Source organism: Pseudactinotalea sp. (assembly GCF_048594945.1).
Lineage (GTDB): Bacteria > Actinomycetota > Actinomycetes > Actinomycetales > Beutenbergiaceae > Pseudactinotalea.
The window spans coordinates 1-17,816 of the sequence record NZ_JBMDXJ010000275.1; the positions used below are offsets into that span (position 1 = coordinate 1).

Annotated in this window: 17 protein-coding genes and 1 pseudogene; 3 read left to right on the forward strand and 15 right to left on the reverse strand. The window is 70.5% G+C overall.

Going from position 1 to position 17,816, the window contains the following annotated elements; all coding sequences use genetic code 11:
* Positions 1-260: 260 nt before the first annotated feature.
* Positions 261-767 carry a hypothetical protein gene (locus tag ACOJSN_RS11860; RefSeq protein ID WP_420112705.1) on the forward strand — a complete coding sequence of 169 codons (507 nt, stop codon included), beginning with the start codon at positions 261-263 and terminating at the stop codon, positions 765-767.
* 16 nt (positions 768-783) lie between these two features.
* Here the strand turns inward: ACOJSN_RS11860 and ACOJSN_RS11865 are convergent, their stop codons facing one another.
* Entirely contained in the window at positions 784-1,476 is a 693-nt protein-coding gene (locus tag ACOJSN_RS11865) for a response regulator (RefSeq protein ID WP_420112706.1), read from the reverse strand.
* Positions 1,473-2,645: a sensor histidine kinase gene (locus ACOJSN_RS11870; protein WP_420112707.1), complete on the reverse strand. Its 1,173-nt coding sequence runs from the start codon at positions 2,643-2,645 to the stop codon at positions 1,473-1,475. Before ACOJSN_RS11870 ends, ACOJSN_RS11865 begins: the two co-directional genes overlap by 4 nt.
* Positions 2,646-2,820: 175 nt before the next feature.
* On the opposite strand from ACOJSN_RS11870, the gene phoU reads away from it, so the two are divergent.
* Positions 2,821-3,486, forward strand: a complete 666-nt coding sequence (phoU, locus tag ACOJSN_RS11875; RefSeq protein WP_420112708.1) for a phosphate signaling complex protein PhoU — start codon at positions 2,821-2,823, stop codon at positions 3,484-3,486.
* Positions 3,487-3,569: 83 nt separating this feature from the next.
* On the forward strand, positions 3,570-5,123 hold the full coding sequence (locus ACOJSN_RS11880) for a helix-turn-helix domain-containing protein (RefSeq protein WP_420112709.1): 1,554 nt from the start codon (positions 3,570-3,572) through the stop codon (positions 5,121-5,123).
* 100 nt (positions 5,124-5,223) lie between these two features.
* Here ACOJSN_RS11880 and ACOJSN_RS11885 read toward each other — a convergent pair whose 3' ends face one another.
* The 13 genes and pseudogenes from ACOJSN_RS11885 to ACOJSN_RS11945 form a co-directional block, all read right to left on the reverse strand.
* Positions 5,224-5,961: a phosphoglyceromutase gene (locus ACOJSN_RS11885; protein WP_420112710.1), complete on the reverse strand. Its 738-nt coding sequence runs from the start codon at positions 5,959-5,961 to the stop codon at positions 5,224-5,226.
* Positions 5,962-6,000: 39 nt separating this feature from the next.
* Positions 6,001-6,993: a lactonase family protein gene (locus tag ACOJSN_RS11890; RefSeq protein WP_420112711.1), complete on the reverse strand. Its 993-nt coding sequence runs from the start codon at positions 6,991-6,993 to the stop codon at positions 6,001-6,003.
* Positions 6,993-7,319, reverse strand: coding sequence for a histone-like nucleoid-structuring protein Lsr2 (locus tag ACOJSN_RS11895; RefSeq protein WP_420112712.1), 327 nt, complete (start codon positions 7,317-7,319; stop codon positions 6,993-6,995). The genes ACOJSN_RS11890 and ACOJSN_RS11895 overlap by 1 nt, the downstream gene beginning before the upstream one ends.
* 122 nt (positions 7,320-7,441) lie before the next feature.
* The gene (locus tag ACOJSN_RS11900; protein ID WP_420112713.1) at positions 7,442-7,624 is read right to left on the reverse strand and encodes a hypothetical protein; all 183 of its coding nucleotides are present in this window, start codon (positions 7,622-7,624) and stop codon (positions 7,442-7,444) included.
* Positions 7,621-9,111: a lysine--tRNA ligase gene (gene lysS, locus ACOJSN_RS11905; RefSeq protein WP_420112714.1), complete on the reverse strand. Its 1,491-nt coding sequence runs from the start codon at positions 9,109-9,111 to the stop codon at positions 7,621-7,623. Before lysS ends, ACOJSN_RS11900 begins: the two co-directional genes overlap by 4 nt.
* Before the next feature lie 7 nt (positions 9,112-9,118).
* Entirely contained in the window at positions 9,119-10,870 is a 1,752-nt protein-coding gene (gene panC, locus ACOJSN_RS11910) for a pantoate--beta-alanine ligase (protein WP_420112715.1), read from the reverse strand.
* Positions 10,867-12,465: a PH domain-containing protein gene (locus ACOJSN_RS11915; RefSeq protein ID WP_420112716.1), complete on the reverse strand. Its 1,599-nt coding sequence runs from the start codon at positions 12,463-12,465 to the stop codon at positions 10,867-10,869. Before ACOJSN_RS11915 ends, panC begins: the two co-directional genes overlap by 4 nt.
* Positions 12,462-12,947, reverse strand: coding sequence for a PH domain-containing protein (locus ACOJSN_RS11920; protein WP_420112717.1), 486 nt, complete (start codon positions 12,945-12,947; stop codon positions 12,462-12,464). The genes ACOJSN_RS11915 and ACOJSN_RS11920 overlap by 4 nt, the downstream gene beginning before the upstream one ends.
* 109 nt (positions 12,948-13,056) lie before the next feature.
* Positions 13,057-13,563: a DUF3180 domain-containing protein gene (locus tag ACOJSN_RS11925; RefSeq protein ID WP_420112718.1), complete on the reverse strand. Its 507-nt coding sequence runs from the start codon at positions 13,561-13,563 to the stop codon at positions 13,057-13,059.
* A 7-nt stretch (positions 13,564-13,570) separates the two neighbouring features.
* A complete protein-coding gene (gene folK / locus ACOJSN_RS11930; protein ID WP_420112719.1) occupies positions 13,571-15,310 on the reverse strand; it encodes a 2-amino-4-hydroxy-6-hydroxymethyldihydropteridine diphosphokinase in 1,740 nt (579 codons plus the stop codon).
* Positions 15,307-16,176 (reverse strand): dihydropteroate synthase, encoded by an 870-nt coding sequence (gene folP / locus ACOJSN_RS11935; protein ID WP_420112720.1) that lies wholly within the window; start codon positions 16,174-16,176, stop codon positions 15,307-15,309. Before folP ends, folK begins: the two co-directional genes overlap by 4 nt.
* A 12-nt stretch (positions 16,177-16,188) precedes the next feature.
* Positions 16,189-16,785, reverse strand: coding sequence for a GTP cyclohydrolase I FolE (folE, locus tag ACOJSN_RS11940; RefSeq protein WP_420112721.1), 597 nt, complete (start codon positions 16,783-16,785; stop codon positions 16,189-16,191).
* Between the two features lie 4 nt (positions 16,786-16,789).
* Positions 16,790-17,816, reverse strand: a pseudogene (locus ACOJSN_RS11945) (cell division protein FtsH); the annotation flags it as partial.

The window sequence follows — 17,816 nt, forward strand, 5'->3', positions numbered from 1 at the left end:
TGCGGGTAGACGACGGTCTCGCCGACTGTGAAGGTCATGAGTTTGGCACTCCCCTTTCCAACGGTTGAGTTTATCATGAACGAGGCCACCGACAGACCGGAGGCCGCTGCGTTTGTGCAGGTCACCGGCTCGCAGGTCGCCGTCGGTCACGGCCGAGCAACGCCCGCGCACAGCGCCGCTCGCGCGGCAGTAGGCTGCGGGGTGACAGGGCCCATGCTGGGTTTCAGTCACATTCACGAGCCGTTGAGGAGCGCACAGACATGGCAGGTCGGACCGGAGTCGGACACTCGCGGCGGCTGTCGCGCGCGCTCGCAGCCCTGGCGATCGGGGCCGCTGCCGCCGCAGGCGTCGGCGCCTGCTCGCCGATCACCACACAGCTCCAGTACGCCCCGAGCGATGGCAACCGCGTCGTGCTCGGCGACGAGCTCACGATCTCCAACTTGCTCGTGCTCACCACCGGCGAGGGTGAGCCGGCGCTCGTCGTCGGCGGAGTGACCAACCACTCGCCTGACGCAACCACCGTCTCGCTCACGTTCGGCGAGGCCGACACCGTGGACGTCCGCGTCGATGGCAACAGCACGGTGCTGCTCAACCCCGCGCACGACGACGGCGTGACCACCACGCTCGCGGCCAGCCCGGTGGCACCGGGTGCGAACCTCACGGTCACGGTCGCGACCGCCGCGTCCGGAACGACGTCGATCAACGTGACCGTGCTCGATGGGACACTCGCCCCCTACGACGAGTACCTGGAGTACCTCGCGGCCTGAGACGGCTCGGTGAGGGTCAGCCGACCAGCTTGTAGCCGAGGCCGCGCACGGTCACCAGCACGCGCGGGTCCGAGGGGTCGGGCTCGATCTTGCCGCGGATGCGCTTGACGTGGACGTCGAGCGTCTTGGTGTCGCCCACGTAGTTGCTGCCCCAGACACGGTCGATCAGCTGGCCACGCGTGAGCACCCGATCCGGGTTCCGTAGGAACATCTCCAGCAGCTCGAACTCGCGCAGCGGAAGGGCGACCTCCTCGCCGTCGACCGTGACCACATGGCGGTCGGTATCCATCCTGATCGACCCGGCAGCCAGCAGGCCGACGCCGTCATCGTCCCCCTCCTGGGTCGTGTCCGCACCCCGCCGGAGCACGGCGCGCACGCGCGCCAGCAGCTCACGGAAGGAGTAGGGCTTGGTGACGTAGTCGTCTGCGCCGAGCTCGAGGCCCACGACCTTGTCGATCTCGCCATCCTTCGCTGTGACCATGATGACCGGGACGTTGGAGCGCTGACGCAGCTCGCGGCAGACTTCCACCCCGGACATCCCGGGAAGCATCAGGTCGAGCAGCACCAGGTCCACCGCGTGCTCGTCGAAGGCCTCCAGGGCGGCCGGTCCGGTCGCCACGGCAACCACCTCGAAGCCCTCGCGGCTCAACTGAAACGTCAACGGGTCGCGGTAGGCGTCCTCGTCCTCGACCACCAGGATTGTCGTCATGCTTCTTTCCTCGTCGTGACAGGCGGTCGCGGGGCACTGGCGCCCTCGACCTCAGGGATACGGAGAGTGAAGGTCGACCCGCGTCCGGGGGCCGACCAGAGTCGGACGTCGCCGCCGTGCCGCGCGGCGACGTGCTTGACGATGCTGAGTCCGAGGCCGGTGCCTCCGGTCTCGCGCGAACGGGCCGGGTCCACCCGGTAGAAACGCTCGAAGACCCGTTCGGTCTCGCTCGCGGCGATCCCGATGCCCTGGTCGACCACGGCGATCTCGACGACGCCGTCGCGTGCGCGTATCCCGACGCGCACCGAAGAGCCGTCCGGCGAGTAGCGCAGTGCGTTGTCCAGGAGGTTGCGCAGCGCGGTCACCAGCAGCCCGTGGTCGCCGTAGACGCGCAGGCCGTCGTCGGATCCGACCACGATCGTCGAACCGTGAGATCCAGCCTGCACCTGCACCCGGTCAACGGCCTCGCCGACGACGTCGCCGACAGCGATCTCGACCAGTGCAGTCTCGGTGTCGGGCGCCTGCAGCCGGGACAGGTCGATGATGTCCGCCACCAGGAGCGAGAGCCGCGACGCCTCCTTGCGCATCTGCTGGCTGAAGCGCCGCACGGTGGCGGGATCGTCGGCGGCGTCGGCGATCGTCTCCGCCAGCAACGACAGCGCGCCCACCGGCGTCTTCAGCTCATGGGAGACGTTCGCCACGAAGTCGCGCCGCACCTCTTCGAGCCGCCGCGACGCCGTGGTGTCCTCGGCGAGCACGAGCACGCGTCCACCCGAGAGCGGCGCAGCGATCACGTCGAACACCAGTCGGTCCGAGGTGGTCAGCGCCGATCGGGAGATCGACACGGTCATGCGCTGGGCGGCACCGCCGGCGCGCACATCGGACACGAGACGCGAGACGTCGGCGGACGGGATCCGGCCGTTGCGCACCAAACCCTTCGCGTACGCATCGGCGCTGACACGCAGCACCTCCTCGTCCGGCCCCAGCAGCACCGATGTCGCAGTCAGTGCGGCGAGCACCTCGGCCACGTCGTCGTCGACCGGCGGCGGTGGCGTCGTGAGCGGCACGGTGCGTTGGCTTCGCTCGCTGTACAGGAATGCCCCCACGCCGGCAGCACCAACCCCGACGCCCAGCAGGGCGACCACGATGAGCAGCCAGTTTTCCTCCACGTCGCCACAGCGTAGGCGTCACGATGCCGTGCTCACGGCACCGATAGGCTCTATCTGCCGGGCACGGGGTCGTTGTTCATCTCTGCGGCACTGCCCGTTCACTCACCGGTGCCACCGTGTGGCGGCGGTGAGGATCACCGCGATCGCAGGTCCTCGACGTCAAGGAGCAGGCAGGGTGCGAGCAATCTTCGACCAGGAGCTGGGGCAGATCGGCGACGACCTGCTGCAGATGTCCAAGCACGTCGCCGACGCCATCAGCAACGCCTCGAAGGCGCTGATCACCGGCGACCTGGAGCTCGCGGAGCGGGTGATCGAGGCCGACGCCAAGGTGGATGAGCTGGAGCGTGCGCTCGACGAGCGATGCATCATGCTGCTGGCACGTCAGCAGCCTGTGGCGACCGACCTTCGCGTCATCGTCTCCTCGCTGCGCATGAGCAGCTCGATCGAGCGGATGGGTGACCTCGCGCGGCACATCGCCCAGGTCGTGCGGCTCCGGTATCCCGAGGCCACGCTTCCCGAGAGTGCCAAGCACGTCTTCAACGATCTCTCGGTGGCCGCCATCAAGGTCGCCAACGACATCGTCGAGCTGCTGTCGTCGCACGACCTCCAGCTGGCTTCGGCCGTGGAGCGCGACGACGACGTGCTCGACCAGCTGCACACCGAGACCTTCAAGATCACGCTCGCCGAGTCGTGGCAGGGCTCGACGGCGCAGACCGTCGACGTGACCCTGCTGGCACGGTTCTTCGAGCGCTTCGGCGACCACGCCGTCTCGGTGGCCCGCCGCATCACCTACCTGGTCACGGGCGACCTCGACGCAGGGAACGGCAACGCCGACGGCTGAGCCGACTGCGGCACGTCCCGGAGCCCCACCCATGTGACGAGCGCTACAGCAATATCTCGGATCTGAGATATACCATCGACGCTATGACGCTCACGCTCGATGACCCGACGTCCGGACTCGCACCGCTCACCGAGATCGGTGCCCTGATCCGATCCACCCGGCAGGCGAGGGGAATCACCCAGACCCAGCTCGCGGAGGAGCTCGGCACCAGCCAGAGCGCGATCGCCCGGATCGAGTCCGGCGGTCAGAACCTCTCCGTGGAGCTGCTGACGCGGATCAACGCAGCGCTGCACGCCGACCTGGTGACGATCGGGGCGAAGAGCCCGACCCACCTGCGGGTGACCGGCGGCCAACCGCTCTCCGGGAGCATCGCCGTCAACTCCTCCAAGAACGGCGCCGTGGTCCTGCTATGCGCCGCTCTTCTCAACCGTGGCCGCACGGTGCTGAAGAACGTCGCGCGCATGGTCGAGGTCGAGCGGATCGTGGCCGTGCTCGCCTCGATCGGCGTACAAGCGACGTGGTCGAGCAACGGCCGCGACCTCGAGCTGATCACCCCGGAGGAGCTCGACCTGGAGTCGATCGACGTCGACACCGCCACCCGCACGCGCAGCATCATCATGTTCCTCGGGCCGCTGCTCGGGCGCCTCGACGTCTTCGAGATCCCCTACGCCGGCGGCTGCGACCTCGGCACCCGGACCGTGGAGCCGCACATGATCGCGCTGCGGCACTTCGGGCTCGACGTGCTGGCCACGCAGGGCGCCTACCGCGCCACGGTGACCCGCGATCGCGACGGCGATCTCACCGTGGTCCTGACCGAGCGCGGCGACACGGTGACCGAGAACGCGATCATGGCAGCGGCACGGCACCCGGGCGTGACCACGCTCCGCAACGCCTCCCCGAACTACATGGTGCAGGAGCTCTGCTACTACCTCGAGCTGCTCGGTGTGCAGATCGAGGGCATCGGCACGACGACGCTCCGGATCCACGGCGTGACCCAGATCGACGCCGACGTCACCTACACCCTCGCCGAGGACCCGGTCGAGGCGATGAGCCTGCTCACCGCCGGGATCGTCACCGGTTCCGAGATCGCGGTGACGCGCGTGCCGATCGAGTTCATGGAGATCGAGATTGCCACGCTGGCTGAGATGGGACTGCGCTACGACCTCGGCGCCGAGTACACCTCGGGGAACGGCCGCACCCGCCTCGTGGACATCACCGTGCACCCGAGCGAGCTGCGCGCCCCGATCGACAAGATCCACCCGATGCCGTTCCCGGGCCTGAACATCGACAACCTGCCGTTCTTCGCGGTCATCGCTGCATGCGCCTCTGGCTCGACGCTGATCCACGACTGGGTCTACGACAACCGCGCGATCTACCTCACCGACCTCAATCGGCTCGGTGCGAGCGTGCGGCTGCTCGACCCGCACCGGCTCGACGTGACCGGGCCCACCCACTGGTCCGGCGCCGAGGTGAGTTGCCCACCCGCCCTGCGCCCCGCCGTCGTCATCCTCCTGGGGATGCTCGCCGCGAAGGGCACCTCGGTGCTGCGCGGCGTCGACATCATCGCCCGCGGCTACGAGCACCTGGCCGACCGGCTCATCTCGCTCGGCGCGCAGATCGAGACCTTCCGCGACTGAGGTCGCTCCTCGCTCTCAACGCTCTTTCGGCGAACCTGAGACGTCGTGCTCTCACCCTTTGGGACGGCGCCGAAAGAGCGTTGAAAGCGAGATGGGCGAGCTACTTGCCCTGATTGGCGACGGCGGCGATCGCCTCTTCGGCCGCGGCCGGGTCGAGGTAGGTGCCGCCCGGGGTCACGGGCTTGAGGTCCTCATCGAGCTCGTAGACCAACGGGATCCCGGTGGGCACGTTGAGGCCGGCGATCGTGGCGTCGTCGATGCCGTCGAGGTGCTTGATGATCGCGCGCAGCGAGTTGCCGTGCGCGGCGACCAGAACCGTCTTGCCCGCGCGCAGGTCAGGGACGATCGCGCCCTCCCAGTACGGCAGCGCGCGCTCGAGGACGTCCTTGAGGCACTCGGTCGCCGGGATCGGCTCGCCTGCGTACCGCGGGTCGCCATCCTGACTGAACTCCGAGCCGAGCTCGATCGAGGGCGGCGGCACGTCGTAGCTGCGGCGCCAGGTCATGAACTGCTCGTCGCCGAACTCGTCGCGGATCTGCTTCTTGTCCTTGCCCTGCAGCGCTCCGTAGTGGCGCTCGTTGAGGCGCCAGTCGCGGCGCACCGGGATCCAGTGCCGGTCCGCGGCGTCGAGCGCGAGGTGCGCGGTGGTGATGGCGCGGCGCAGCAGCGAGGTGTGCAGCACATCGGGCAGCACGCCTGCCTCGGTGAGGAGCTCACCGCCGCGCGCGGCCTCGCCGCGGCCCTTCTCGGACAGCGGCACATCCACCCATCCGGTGAACAGGTTGAGGGCGTTCCATTCGCTCTCGCCGTGGCGGAGCAGCACCAAGGTGTAGGTCATGACGCCAGTCTGCCGCATCGGTGGACCCGGCCAGAACGCTCAGCGCACGGGCACCAGGCACATCGGCGCGGTCGCCTGCACCTGCTCGCCGAGGGCACCCACCTGTGCGCCCCGGTCACCCGGAACAATCGGGTGCACCCCGATGAGATCGGCCCGCTCCCCCGCCACGAGCACGGTCCCGTCCACCACCGTGAGGTGTCGCGGCCAGGCGACCGTGAGCACCTCCTCGAGCAGCCGGTCCACCACACCGTCCACGAGTCCCACCACGGCGAGCGAGTCGGCGCCACGAACGCCGACCACCAGCGTGTTCTCGTCGATCGGCTCCAGATGGGACAGCGTGTGGTCATCCCCCGAGCGAGCGGGGAGAGTCACGGTCTCGACCGCGCCGATCACCTCGCCGGTTCCGGCGCCCTCGTCCCACCGCAGCGTCAGCACCTGGCAGCTCAGCTCGCAGGCCACGTGCACCAGCTCGCCGACCACCGCGGCGTGCCGGGGGCCGCTGCCGGGCGGCAGCGCCGTGAGCACGGGTGCGCCGACCGGGCGCCCGTGCTCCAGTCGATACGAGCGCAACTCGTCGGTGCCGAGATCGGCGACCACGAGCCATCCTCCGCCGGGTGTGACCCACGAGGAGTGCGCGTGCGACCGTTCCTGTCGCGCGCTGTTCGGACCGCTGCCGGCGTGCGGCAACGGCACCGCCTCGCCGGGGAGGTCACCGGCGGCGTCGAGCGCGAGAGCGGTCGCGACGCCGTCGCCGTAGTTCGTGGTGTACAGCCAGCCACCCTCGGGGTGGACGAACAGGTGGCACGGACCGCTGCCACCGCTGCTCACATCGCCGGTCCGCCGAAGCGTGGCACCGGTGACCTCGAACGCGGCGACCGATCCGGGGTTGGACTCGTCCACGGCGTACAGCCGCGCCGTACTCGGGTGCAGAGCCAGGAACGCCGGCCGCTCGGCAGCCCCTGCAGGGGACAGCTGGGGGCCGGCGAGCCTCGAGATCTGCGGGGAGCTGCTCCCCACCCAGATGTCGGTCATCAGTGCGCGGCGGCGTAGGCCTCGCGGATCTCCGCGGAGACGCGGCCACGGTCGCTGACCTTGTAGCCGTTCTCGCGCGCCCACTCACGGATCGCGCCGGTGTCGCCGCTGCGTGATGCGGAGCTGGAGCGACGCCCGGTCGCCTTTCGACCACCCGCACGGCGGGCGTGACCGATCCAGCGCGCAAATGCCTCACGCAGCTCGGCAGCGTGTTCGCTGTTGAGGTCGATCTCGTAGGAGACGCCATCGACAGCGAAGGAGATCGTCTCGTCCGCGTCGCTGCCATCCAGGTCGTCGATGAGCAGAATCTTGACCTTCTGTGCCATGACTAGGCCCTTCTTCGTGAGAGGTAATCAGGTCCGGCTCGATGGGCACGATTGTCACTCTCAGGCCCCCGAGCAGTGAAAATCTAAACACTCTCCGGCAGGAGATGTCAATCTGCGTGGGCTCAGCCGTTTTCCGACTGCTGATTCTCGGCCGCTCTTTCCCGGCGCCGCTTGTCGACCTCCGCCTCGATCTTCACGCGCGCGGCCCGCTCACGACGATCAGCGAGAACGAACGCGCGAATCACGATCACGAACAGGATCAGGATCCCGATCGGCGGGAGAACTGCTGCCAGGATCTCGTTCATCGTGGCTTCACCAACGGGAACAGGATCGTCTCCCGAATACCATGACCAGTCAGTGCCATCAGCAATCTGTCGAGCCCCATACCCATCCCACCCATCGGAGGCATACCGTACTCCATCGCCTCGAGAAACTCTTCGTCCACACGCATGGCGTCATGATCTCCCTGCGCAGCGAGCAGCGCTTGCGCCTCGAACCGCTCGCGCTGGATGACCGGGTCGACAAGCTCGGAGTACCCGGTGCCGAGCTCGACGCCCCGCACGTACAGGTCCCACTTCTCGACCACGCCCGGCCGGCTGCGATGCTCGCGCACCAACGGTGAGGTATCCACCGGGTAGTGCAGCACGAACGTGGGCTCCCACAGGTGATCACCGACGTAGTGCTCGAACAGCACCTCGGTCACCTTGCCCGGGGTCAGGTGCCTCGGGTCGAGCTGCAGGCCCGCGGCCGCAGCGTGCGCGAGCAACTCATCCAACGGCGTCTGGGGTGAAATGGTGGTCCCCATTTCCTCGGACGTGGCCGTGTACAGATCGAGTTGCGGCCACTCCCCGCCGACGTCGTAACTACTGCCATCGGCCAATGTCACCTCAGTGGTCCCGAATGCCGCGTTCGCGGCCGCCTGCACCAGCTCGCGTGTGAGGTGGGCGATCGACAGGTAGTCACCGTAGGCCTGATACGCCTCGAGCATGGCGAACTCGGGTGAGTGCGTAGAGTCCGCACCCTCGTTACGGAAGATTCGGTTGAGCTCGAATACCCGCTCGATTCCACCGACCACCGCGCGCTTGAGGAACAGCTCTGGCGCGATCCGCATGTAGAGATCGATGTCGTAGGCATTCATGTGCGTGATGAATGGCCGTGCCGCCGCGCCGCCGTGCTGCGTCTGCAGGATCGGTGTCTCGATCTCCGTAAATCCTCGCTCGTGGAGCTCGGATCTGAGCGATCTCACGACGGCGGAGCGCACCGTGACCATCTCTCTCGCCGCTGGTCGAGAGATGAGATCGAGATAACGTTGCCGTACCCGAGTCTCTTCGGATGCCTCTTTGTGGAGAGTGGGAAGCGGCCGCAACGACTTCGCTGCGATCTGCCAATCATCGGCGAAGACGGACAACTCGCCGCGCCGCGAGCAGATCATGCGGCCGTGCGTGAAGAGATGGTCGCCCAGGTCGACATCGGCCTTGAAGCGCTCGAGCGAGGACTCCCCTACCTCTGCGAGCGAGAGCATCACCTGCAGCCGCTCGCCTGCACCGTCGGTCAGGGTGGCGAAACACAGCTTGCCGGTGTTCCGCAGGTGGACCACGCGGCCCGCGACGCCCACCACGTCGTCCGTCTCGGCCCCGGGATCGAGGTCCGGGTACGCCGCACGGACCTGGGCGATCGTGTGCGTGACCGGCACCGCCACGGGGTACGGCTCGCGGCCCTCGGCGAGCATCCGGTCGCGCTTGTCACGGCGCACGCGGTACTGCTCGGGCAGCGACTGATCGTCCTCGTGCATGACGGAACTACTCCTCACCAGGACAGTCAATCACCGCATTGTCGATGAGCCGAGTCCGCCCGACCGTGGCGGCGACGGCGAGCAACGTCTCCGCGGCCGCGTCGCGGGCCTCGGGGGCACGCATGGTGCTCGGGTCCACGAGCGCGAGGTAGTCGACCTCGACCAGGGGGCCTGCGGCGTCGAGCACATCTCGAGCGGCTGTGAGGACCGCCCCGGGACCGGCAGCGGCCGCGGCGACCCCCGCCGCCATCGCCCGTGAGAGTGCCAGCGCCGCCTGCCGCTCGGGTGCCGACAGGTAGACGTTTCGACTGGATCTCGCCAGACCGTCAGGCTCGCGCACGATCGGCTCACCGACGATCTCCACGCCCATGTCGAGATCGGCGACCATACGCCGCACCAGCGCGAGCTGTTGCGCGTCCTTCTGCCCGAACACCGAGGCGTCCGGTCGCGTCAGGTGCAGCAGCTTGTTGACCACGGTGAGCATGCCGTCGAAGTGACCGGGCCGGGAGGCACCCTCGAGTACCTCACCCATGGGGCCGGCCGAGAGCGTGACGCGAGGTTCGCCGTCGGGGTACATCTCCTCGACCGACGGTGCGAACACGAGATCGACCACGCCGGTCCGAGCGAGCACGGCGAGATCGGCGTCCAGCGTGCGGGGGTAGCGCTCGAGGTCCTCACCCGCACCGAACTGGAGCGGGTTGACGAAGATCGTCACCACCACCTCCTTGGCCAGCTGGGCCGCCCGGCGCACGAGTGCGAGGTGGCCCTCGTGCAGAGCGCCCATCGTCATGACCACGGCACGGCGGCGCGGCGTGAGCGCATCCCGGAGGTCGGCGACGCTGCGGATCAGCCGGGGCGGCTCGCCTACGGCGCGGGGCGGGTACCCGTCGAGCGCGCTGAGTACGTCGCTCGCCGGGGTGTCGGTGAGCCGCCCGGTGCGCAGGGCACGCTGCGCCGTCGCCCTGGCCAGTGCGCGGTAGGAGGCGAGCAGGTCGGGTTGCCCGTCCAGCTCGACGAGCGCGGCCACATGCTCGGCCACCGTGCCGGCATCGCCGCGAGAGACCGGTCCGGTGAGGGCGGCGTCACCGCGGTGCACGGCGCCGTCGAGAGAGGCCTGTGCGAGCGGCCCCAGCATCCCGGGGTCGACGCCGTCGATCGTCGCGAGGGCGCCACGCGCCTGCGCGATCAGGGTGACGAGGTGATTCGAGGCGTGCGACATCGCAGCGTGGTAGCGCACGCGGGCGTGCTCGGGGAGCACCACGGGCTCACCGCCGAGCTCGACCACGAGTGCGAGGGCGATCGGCAGCGCCCCCTCCTCGGCCGTGACCGCGAACGGCGCGCCCACGAGCCGGGCGATGTCGGTCTCGGTACCGCTGAAGGTCATCGCCGGGTGGATCGCGAGCGGGATCGCGCCGGCGTCGCGTGCAGGCGCGAGCACCTCGGTCCCGAACCGACCCGCGGTGTGCACCACCAGCTGACCCTCGCGGAACCGCCCGAGGGCGGCGAGACCGCTGACGAGAGGTCTGAGGGCATCGTCCGGCACGGTCAGCAGCACGAGCTCCGCGCGCTCGACGACCTGCTCGACCTCCAGCACCGGAACGTCGGGCAACAGCTGGGCAATCCGCTCGCGGCTCGCGTCGGAGACGCCGCTCGCGCCGATGACGGCGTGGCCGGTGCCGCGGAGCACGTGCGCGAGCACGGCCCCCACCCGCCCGGCCCCCACCACACCGACGCCGAGCCGGCCAGGACGTGCGGTCACAGGCTGCTGCTGCGGTCGGGCGTGCTGGGCAGCACGCCGGCGAACCCGGCCCTCAGCTCGGCTGCCGGGGTTCGCGTGCTCTCGTCCGCAAGCTGCATCCACCGTTCGGGCGCTGCGTGGCGGCGTGCCTCGCGGGTCCGCTCGGCAAGGTCGAGCAGCAGGGCACGCGCGGTCTCGACGTCGAGGTGGATCGCCGATGCGCGGACCGGGCCCGCCGTGGAGTGGAAGTCGAGCCCCGCGAGTCCGCGACGGCGCTCCACCGGTCCCTGGGTGAGCGCCAGGGACTGGGTGCGCTCGTGCGGCACGATCGCCAGGTAGCGCCACCAGACTCCCGAGCGCAGCAGTGTGGCTGTGCGGGTGACGCGGGTGCCGTTGCGCTGCCAGCTCCACGGATCCAGCAGGCGGGCGCGCCGAGGCGAGACGATGAACCCGTGGTCGTCGCCGCGGCCGGTCATCGCGGCCTGCAGCACCTCCACCGGTGCATCGGTGCCCAGGTCCGGCAGCACGAGCGGCAGGATCTGCCGCACCTCGTCCTCGGTGGCCACCGGGAACAGCACGGTCGACCCTTCCTGGTCGCCCTCGGCACCGTAGCCGGCCACATTCATGCGGATCCGCCACCAGCCCTTGCCGCGCCACAGCGGCCCCTGGGACAGGGCGATCGCCTGCACCCGCCCGGGAGGCACCGTGCGGGCCTTGGCCTCGAGCAGCCCGTGCCGGAGCCGCACGCCGTCAGCGGAGATGCCGATCCGGAACGAGAACTCTCCGGCGAACCGGGACCACACGTACCCGGCGGCACCGAGCACGCCGGGCAGGGCACCCGCCACGAACCGGAAGCTCCCGGTGATGATCACGGCGACCACGAGACCCACCACGAGCAGCAGCGCGAACATCACGCCGGCGGACCGCACCAGCGAGGCGATCAGCCGGCCGGAGCTGAGCTCCAGCAGCTGCCGCTCGGGGGCTGCACCGGCGGCCACCGGGGGGCTGCCGGCGGGTTGCGCACTCTGCTTGACACCGGCGGCGCGCGCGAGGATCTCGTTGCGAACGCGCTGAGCCTCGTCGTCGGTGAGGTAGGAGAGCGTGAGGTTGGAGCCGGCACCGCCCGCCGACTCGATCTTGAGCGAGGAGAAGCCGAACAGGCGCGCCAGCAGCGGCTGCGTCACGTCCACGGCCTGCAACCTGTCGAGGCGCACGTGGCGCTGCTGCCGCCACAGCACACCCGAGTGCAGGAACACGCTCTCGGCTCCGATCCCGTACTGCGTGCGGCGCCATGCGAGCGCCCCGTACCCGAGCCCGATCAGGCCACCGAGCACGATCGCCCCGATGACGAACAGCCCCTTCTGCAGCACCGGCAGCTCGAGCGCCGCGAGCTCTTCGCCGTAGTTCCATACGGCGATACCGAGCAGCACCGCGGCTGCCTTCCACGCGTTGAGCACCGGGGTCACCTTGTGCAGGCGCCGCCACTCCACCTGTGGCTGGCTCTCGGTCGCCGTGCCCGACGGCGACCTCTCGCCCGGTCCTGCCGGCTCACCCGGTGGTGTGCTCGGCTGGTCCGGCACCGGCACGCCCGGTGGCGGGCTCCAGGGTGCGGTCACAGGCCGGCCAGCCTCGCCTCGCCGGCCTCGGAGAGCCGGTCACGCAGCCGTGCGGCCTCGGACTCGGGAAGTCCGGGGATCGCGGCGTCGCTGCCCGCCGATGCCGTGTGCAGCTGCACCTGTGCGATGCCGGCTCGGCGGGTGAGGGGACCCGCCTGGACGTCCACGAACTGCATGCGCCCGTACGGCACCACCGACAGCGAACGGAACATGACGCCCTTGCGGATCAGCAGATCGTCGTCGAGCTCGGCGTATCCGAGCGCGCGTACCTGCCGCGGGATCAGCCAGAACGCCCACACGAGGAACAGCGCGACGACCGCGGGCGCGATCCAGACCGCGCCGCCGAAAATCACCGCGGGCACAGCGGTGGCGACCAGCGGGATGCCCAGCCAGATCCCCGCCGTGAGCCGACGCACACCGATCAATTTGTCGGAGATCGGCGTCCAGCTCACCCCGGGTACGTCGAAGGCTGTCGAGTCCATGCGGCCCATTCTCCCCGACACGGCCAGCAGAAGTGCTCCCCCGCGCGGCGGACCGTGCGATCCCGTTCCGCGCGCCCCGAGCACGGCGCCGATATCAGCCGGGGGCGGGTCAGGTCAGGGGGCGGGCGGTGCCGCCGGCGGGCGGCTCGTCCTCGTCCTCCGGCGGGACCCGGCAGCACCACTGGGTGACCATGCCGGCCACGGCCATCGCGACCGCTGCCAGCAGACCGATCCCCGACGCCACCGCGACCTGACGCGGCTCCGGTAGCTCCAGCATCGTCGCCGCCAGACCGAGCGAGGCGGCGAGGTAGCCGGCGACCACGGCACCCGCGATCGCCGCGGTCTGACCCAGCGCGAGCGTGCGGGCCGCCCCGAGCGGGTCGATCGCCTCGCCTCGCGCGACCCAGCGCCGCACCCGCAGACCGAACACGAGCACGGTGGCCCCGACGATCACGAGCAGTGCAGCCAGCAGCAGCGGGATCACCGGCAGGTCGCCGCCCCGGCTCTGCCACCACCGCAGCGCCACCGCGCTCGCGGTGCCGACGGCGAGGAAGACCGCGCCGAGAGTCACCCACCGCACCCGCAGTCCGGGGTCCGGCTCGGAGTTGGGAGGCACGCGCGGGCTACTCCTCGGAGTCCTCGCGGCGGATCGGCTCCCAGCGGGGGCGGATCCTCGTCGGCGACGGCTCCTGCTGCTCCGGCTGCTCCCACGGCGCGCTGGGTTGCGGCTCCGGCGCGGGTGCGACCGGTGGCGCCGCCTGCTCCGGCTGAGGTGCCGGCTGGGGCTCCGGCGCGGCGGTCACCCGGGGCGCAGCCTCAGGCTCCGGGTGCGGTGCGGGTTCCGGTGCCGGCGCTGCCGGCGGCACCGGTGCGGGGGCGACCGGGGGCGCGAACCGTGCCTCCGACGCGGGCACGTGCCGCGCGTCGGGCTCGACCTGTGACGCGGGGGTGGGGTCGGGGTCGGGGTCGGGCTCGGGTTCGGGGTCGGGCTCGGGGTCGGGCTCCGCCGCAGGCGCCGGCTCGGGTGCAGCGGCAGGCACGGGGTCGGACTCAGGCAACGGCTCGGGCTGTGGCTGAGGCACCGGCGCGGGCTGCGGGTCGGGAACCGGCTCGGGCGCGGGTTCGGGCGCCGCCGGGCGCGCGTACGGCGAGTGCGACTCGGGTGCCACCTCGGCAGCGACCGCCGCGGCGGCGCTGCCGGTGTCCACGCGCGAGGTCGAGACGTCCTCGACCTCGGGCTCGGGGTCGCGGTCCTCGGCGGCGGACGCCGCCACCGGGGCCGCGGGCCGAGGTGCGCGCTGCTCGTACCAATCGAGGGCGAGCCAGCGCACTCCCTCACGGTCGGGAGCGGTGTCCGCCAGCACGGCCACCGGTCCGCCGCCGAGCCCCGGAAGGAAGGCGTCGGGGTCCAGGTGCGCCCACGGCACGAGCACAAACGCGCGCTCGTTGGCGCGGGGGTGCGGCAGGCTCAGATCCGGGTCGGGGCTCGAGATCGAGCCGTAGGTGATGATGTCGACGTCGAGCGTGCGCTCGCCCCACCGCTGCTCGCGGACCCGACCGTGGGCGGCCTCCACCTGCTGCGCGAGAGCGAGCAGGGCCCGTGGCGACGCCCCCGTGCGAGCCACCACCACGGTGTTGAGGTAGTCGGGCTGCGAGACGGCGTCGGGCTGCAGCACCGCCGCGGTCTTGGCGAGCGGCGCGACCGCGATCACCTCGAGCACCTCGGCCGCTGCGAGGTCGTCGATCGCCTGCCGCAGCGTGGCGCGCACGTCGCCGACGTTGCCACCGAGGCCGAGCACCACCTCCACCGGTTCGGCCGGCTCAGCATCGAGATCCGTGGGCGGCTCCTGCGGCTCAGGCTCAGCCTCCGCGACGGCAGGCACGCCCTCGTCGGGCTCAGGCTCGACCACAGGCGCCGCCACCGCCGGCGCCGCCACCACGGGCTCGGCCGCCACGGGCGCCGGAGCGGCCGCGGGCACCGGCGGCGCCTGCTCCGCTCCCCGCACGATCGTGACCTGCACGTCGTCGAACGGCACGCCCACGGGCGCTTCGGGCTTGTGCACGGTGACCTCGACGCCCTGCACGGCCGACCGGGCGAGCACGGCGTCGGCGATCCGGGCCGCCAGCGTCTCGACGAGGTTGACCGGCTCACCCTCGATGAGCCCGACGACGTCGCTCGCCACCTCGGCGTAGTTCACCGTCTGGGCGAGGTCGTCACCGGCGGCCGCCGCACGTGTGTCCACGTGCATGAGCAGGTCGACCTTGAACAGCTGCCCGTCGCGCCGCTCCTCGGGCAGCACACCGTGCCGCCCCACACCACCGAGCCCGACCAGCCTGATGACGTCCGTGCCCGTGATGCTCATGTCATCTCCCGTTCCGACCTGCTCGAACCTAGCGAATCGCGGCGCGCTGCACGCACAGCCGAGCCCACACGTACCGCGTCCACCGAGCCTGCCACGTCGTGGACCCGCACCGCCCAGACGCCACGCTCGGCCATCAACGCGGACACCGCAGCCGTGGCGCGGTCCCGGTAGGTGGGCAACGCGAGCACGCCGTCACGTTCCAGCAGCTCGCCGAGGAACCGTTTGCGGGAGGCACCGATCAGCACCCGGTAGCCGGTCTCGAGGAAGGTCTCGACGTGGGCGAGCAACTCCCAGTTGGCGCCACCATCCTTCGCGAACCCCAGCCCGGGGTCGACGATGATCCGGTCGGGCCGCACACCGGCAGCCAGGAACGCCTCCACCCGCGCCGACAGCTCGCCGGCCACCTCCGGGACCACGTGGGTGTAGTCGGCCAGGCCGTTCATCACGTCCGCATGGCCGCGCCAGTGGCTGACGATCACCTCGCAGCCACGCTCGGCGACCAACCGCGGCATGTCCCGGTCGGCGAGGCCCCCCGACACGTCGTTGATGTAGTGCGCTCCGGCGTCGAGCACACGTGCCGCGACCGCCGCCCGCATGGTGTCCACGCTGACCGCGGCGCCCTCGCCTGCCAGCTCGCGAACCACCGGGAGCACCCGGTCCAGCTCGACGTCCTCGGGTACGCGGCCGGCCCCCGGACGCGTGGACTCGCCGCCGACGTCGAGGATGGCCGCACCCTGGGCAAGCATGTGTCGGCCGTGCGCGATGGCGAGCTCCGGGTCGAGCCACTGGCCGCCGTCACTGAAGGAATCCGGTGTCACGTTGACGACACCGATCACCCTCGTGGCAGCAGGGGCAGCGGCGCTCACGGGTCCAGCCTCTCACGCACGCGTGATGAGGCTCATCGCCTCGGCGCGTGTGGTGGGGTCGCGCAGCGACCCTCGCACCGCGGAGGTCACGGTGCGCGAGCCGGGCTTGCGTACCCCTCGCATCGACATGCACAGGTGCTCGCACTCGATGACGACGATGCCTCCGTGCGCGCCGAGTTCCGCCATCAGAGCATCCGCCACCTGAGAGGTGAGCCGCTCCTGCACCTGCGGCCGCTTGGCGAACACGTCGACCAGTCGCGCGAGCTTGCTCAGCCCGGTGACGCGGCCATCGGCACCGGGGATGTACCCCACGTGCGCGACGCCATGGAACGGCAGCAGGTGGTGCTCGCAGGTGGAGTAGACCTCGATGTCACGGACCAGCACCAGCTCGTTGTGCCCGATCTCGAAGAACGTCTGGAGCACATCCGCCGGCTCCTGGCCGAGCCCCGAGAACGCCTCCCGGTACGCGCGCGCCACCCGGCGCGGCGTCTCGAGCAGACCGTCACGGTCCGGGTCCTCGCCGAGCGCGACCAGCAGGTCGCGCACCGCGGCGGCCGCAGCATCCTCGTCGTACCCCGGCGGACCGGGCACCCCGACTTCCTCGGACATCGGCTCAGTCCCGGCTGTCCACGACGTCGTCCGGAGGAAGCTCGCGGATCTCCTCGGCAGGGTTCTCCTCGCTGCCCGCGGCCGCGATCTCGTCCTGCGGCAGCATGTGGGGCGCACCACTCTCGATCTCCTTGGGCGACTGCACCGGCGGGATCTCACTGACCGTGCGGTGCGCGCTGGACAGCCACACCGGTCGCGGCGCCCGCTTCTCGATCGGCGTGAACACCTCGGCGATCTCGGCCTCGTTGAGCGTCTCGCGCTCGAGCAGTGCGAACGCGAGCGCGTCGAGCACGTGCCGGTACTGGGTGAGGATCTCCCACGCCTCGTCGTGGGCCGCCTCCACGAGGCGACGCACCTCGTCGTCGACCACGCCGGCGACATCCTCGGAGTACTCACGCTGGTGACCCATGTCGCGACCGAGGAACACCTCGCCATCGGCCTGACCGAGCCGGAGCGCACCAACACGCTCGCTCATGCCGTACTCCTTGACCATCTTGCGAGCCGTGGCCGTGGCCTTCTCGATGTCGTTCGACGCCCCGGTGCTCGGGTCGTGGAACACCAGCTCCTCCGCCACGCGACCACCCATCGCGTAGGCGAGCTGGTCCAGCAGCTCGTTGCGGGTGACCGAGTACTTGTCCTCGGCAGGCATCACCATCGTGTACCCGAGCGCGCGGCCGCGGGGCAGGATCGTCACCTTGGTGACCGGGTCGGTGTAGCGCAGGGCCGCCGCCACCAACGCGTGACCGCCCTCGTGGTAGGCGGTGAGCTTGCGCTCCTTCTCGTTCATCACGCGGGTGCGCTTCTGCGGCCCCGCGATCACGCGGTCGATCGCCTCGTCGAGAGCAGAGTCGTCGATCTGGGTCCGCGCCGTGCGCGCGGTCAGCAGCGCCGCCTCGTTCAGCACGTTCGCCAGATCCGCGCCGGTGAAGCCCGGCGTCCGCTTGGCGACCATGTGCAGATCGACGTTCGGCGCCATCGGCTTGCCCTGGGAGTGGACCCGGAGGATCGCCTCGCGGCCGCGCAGGTCGGGC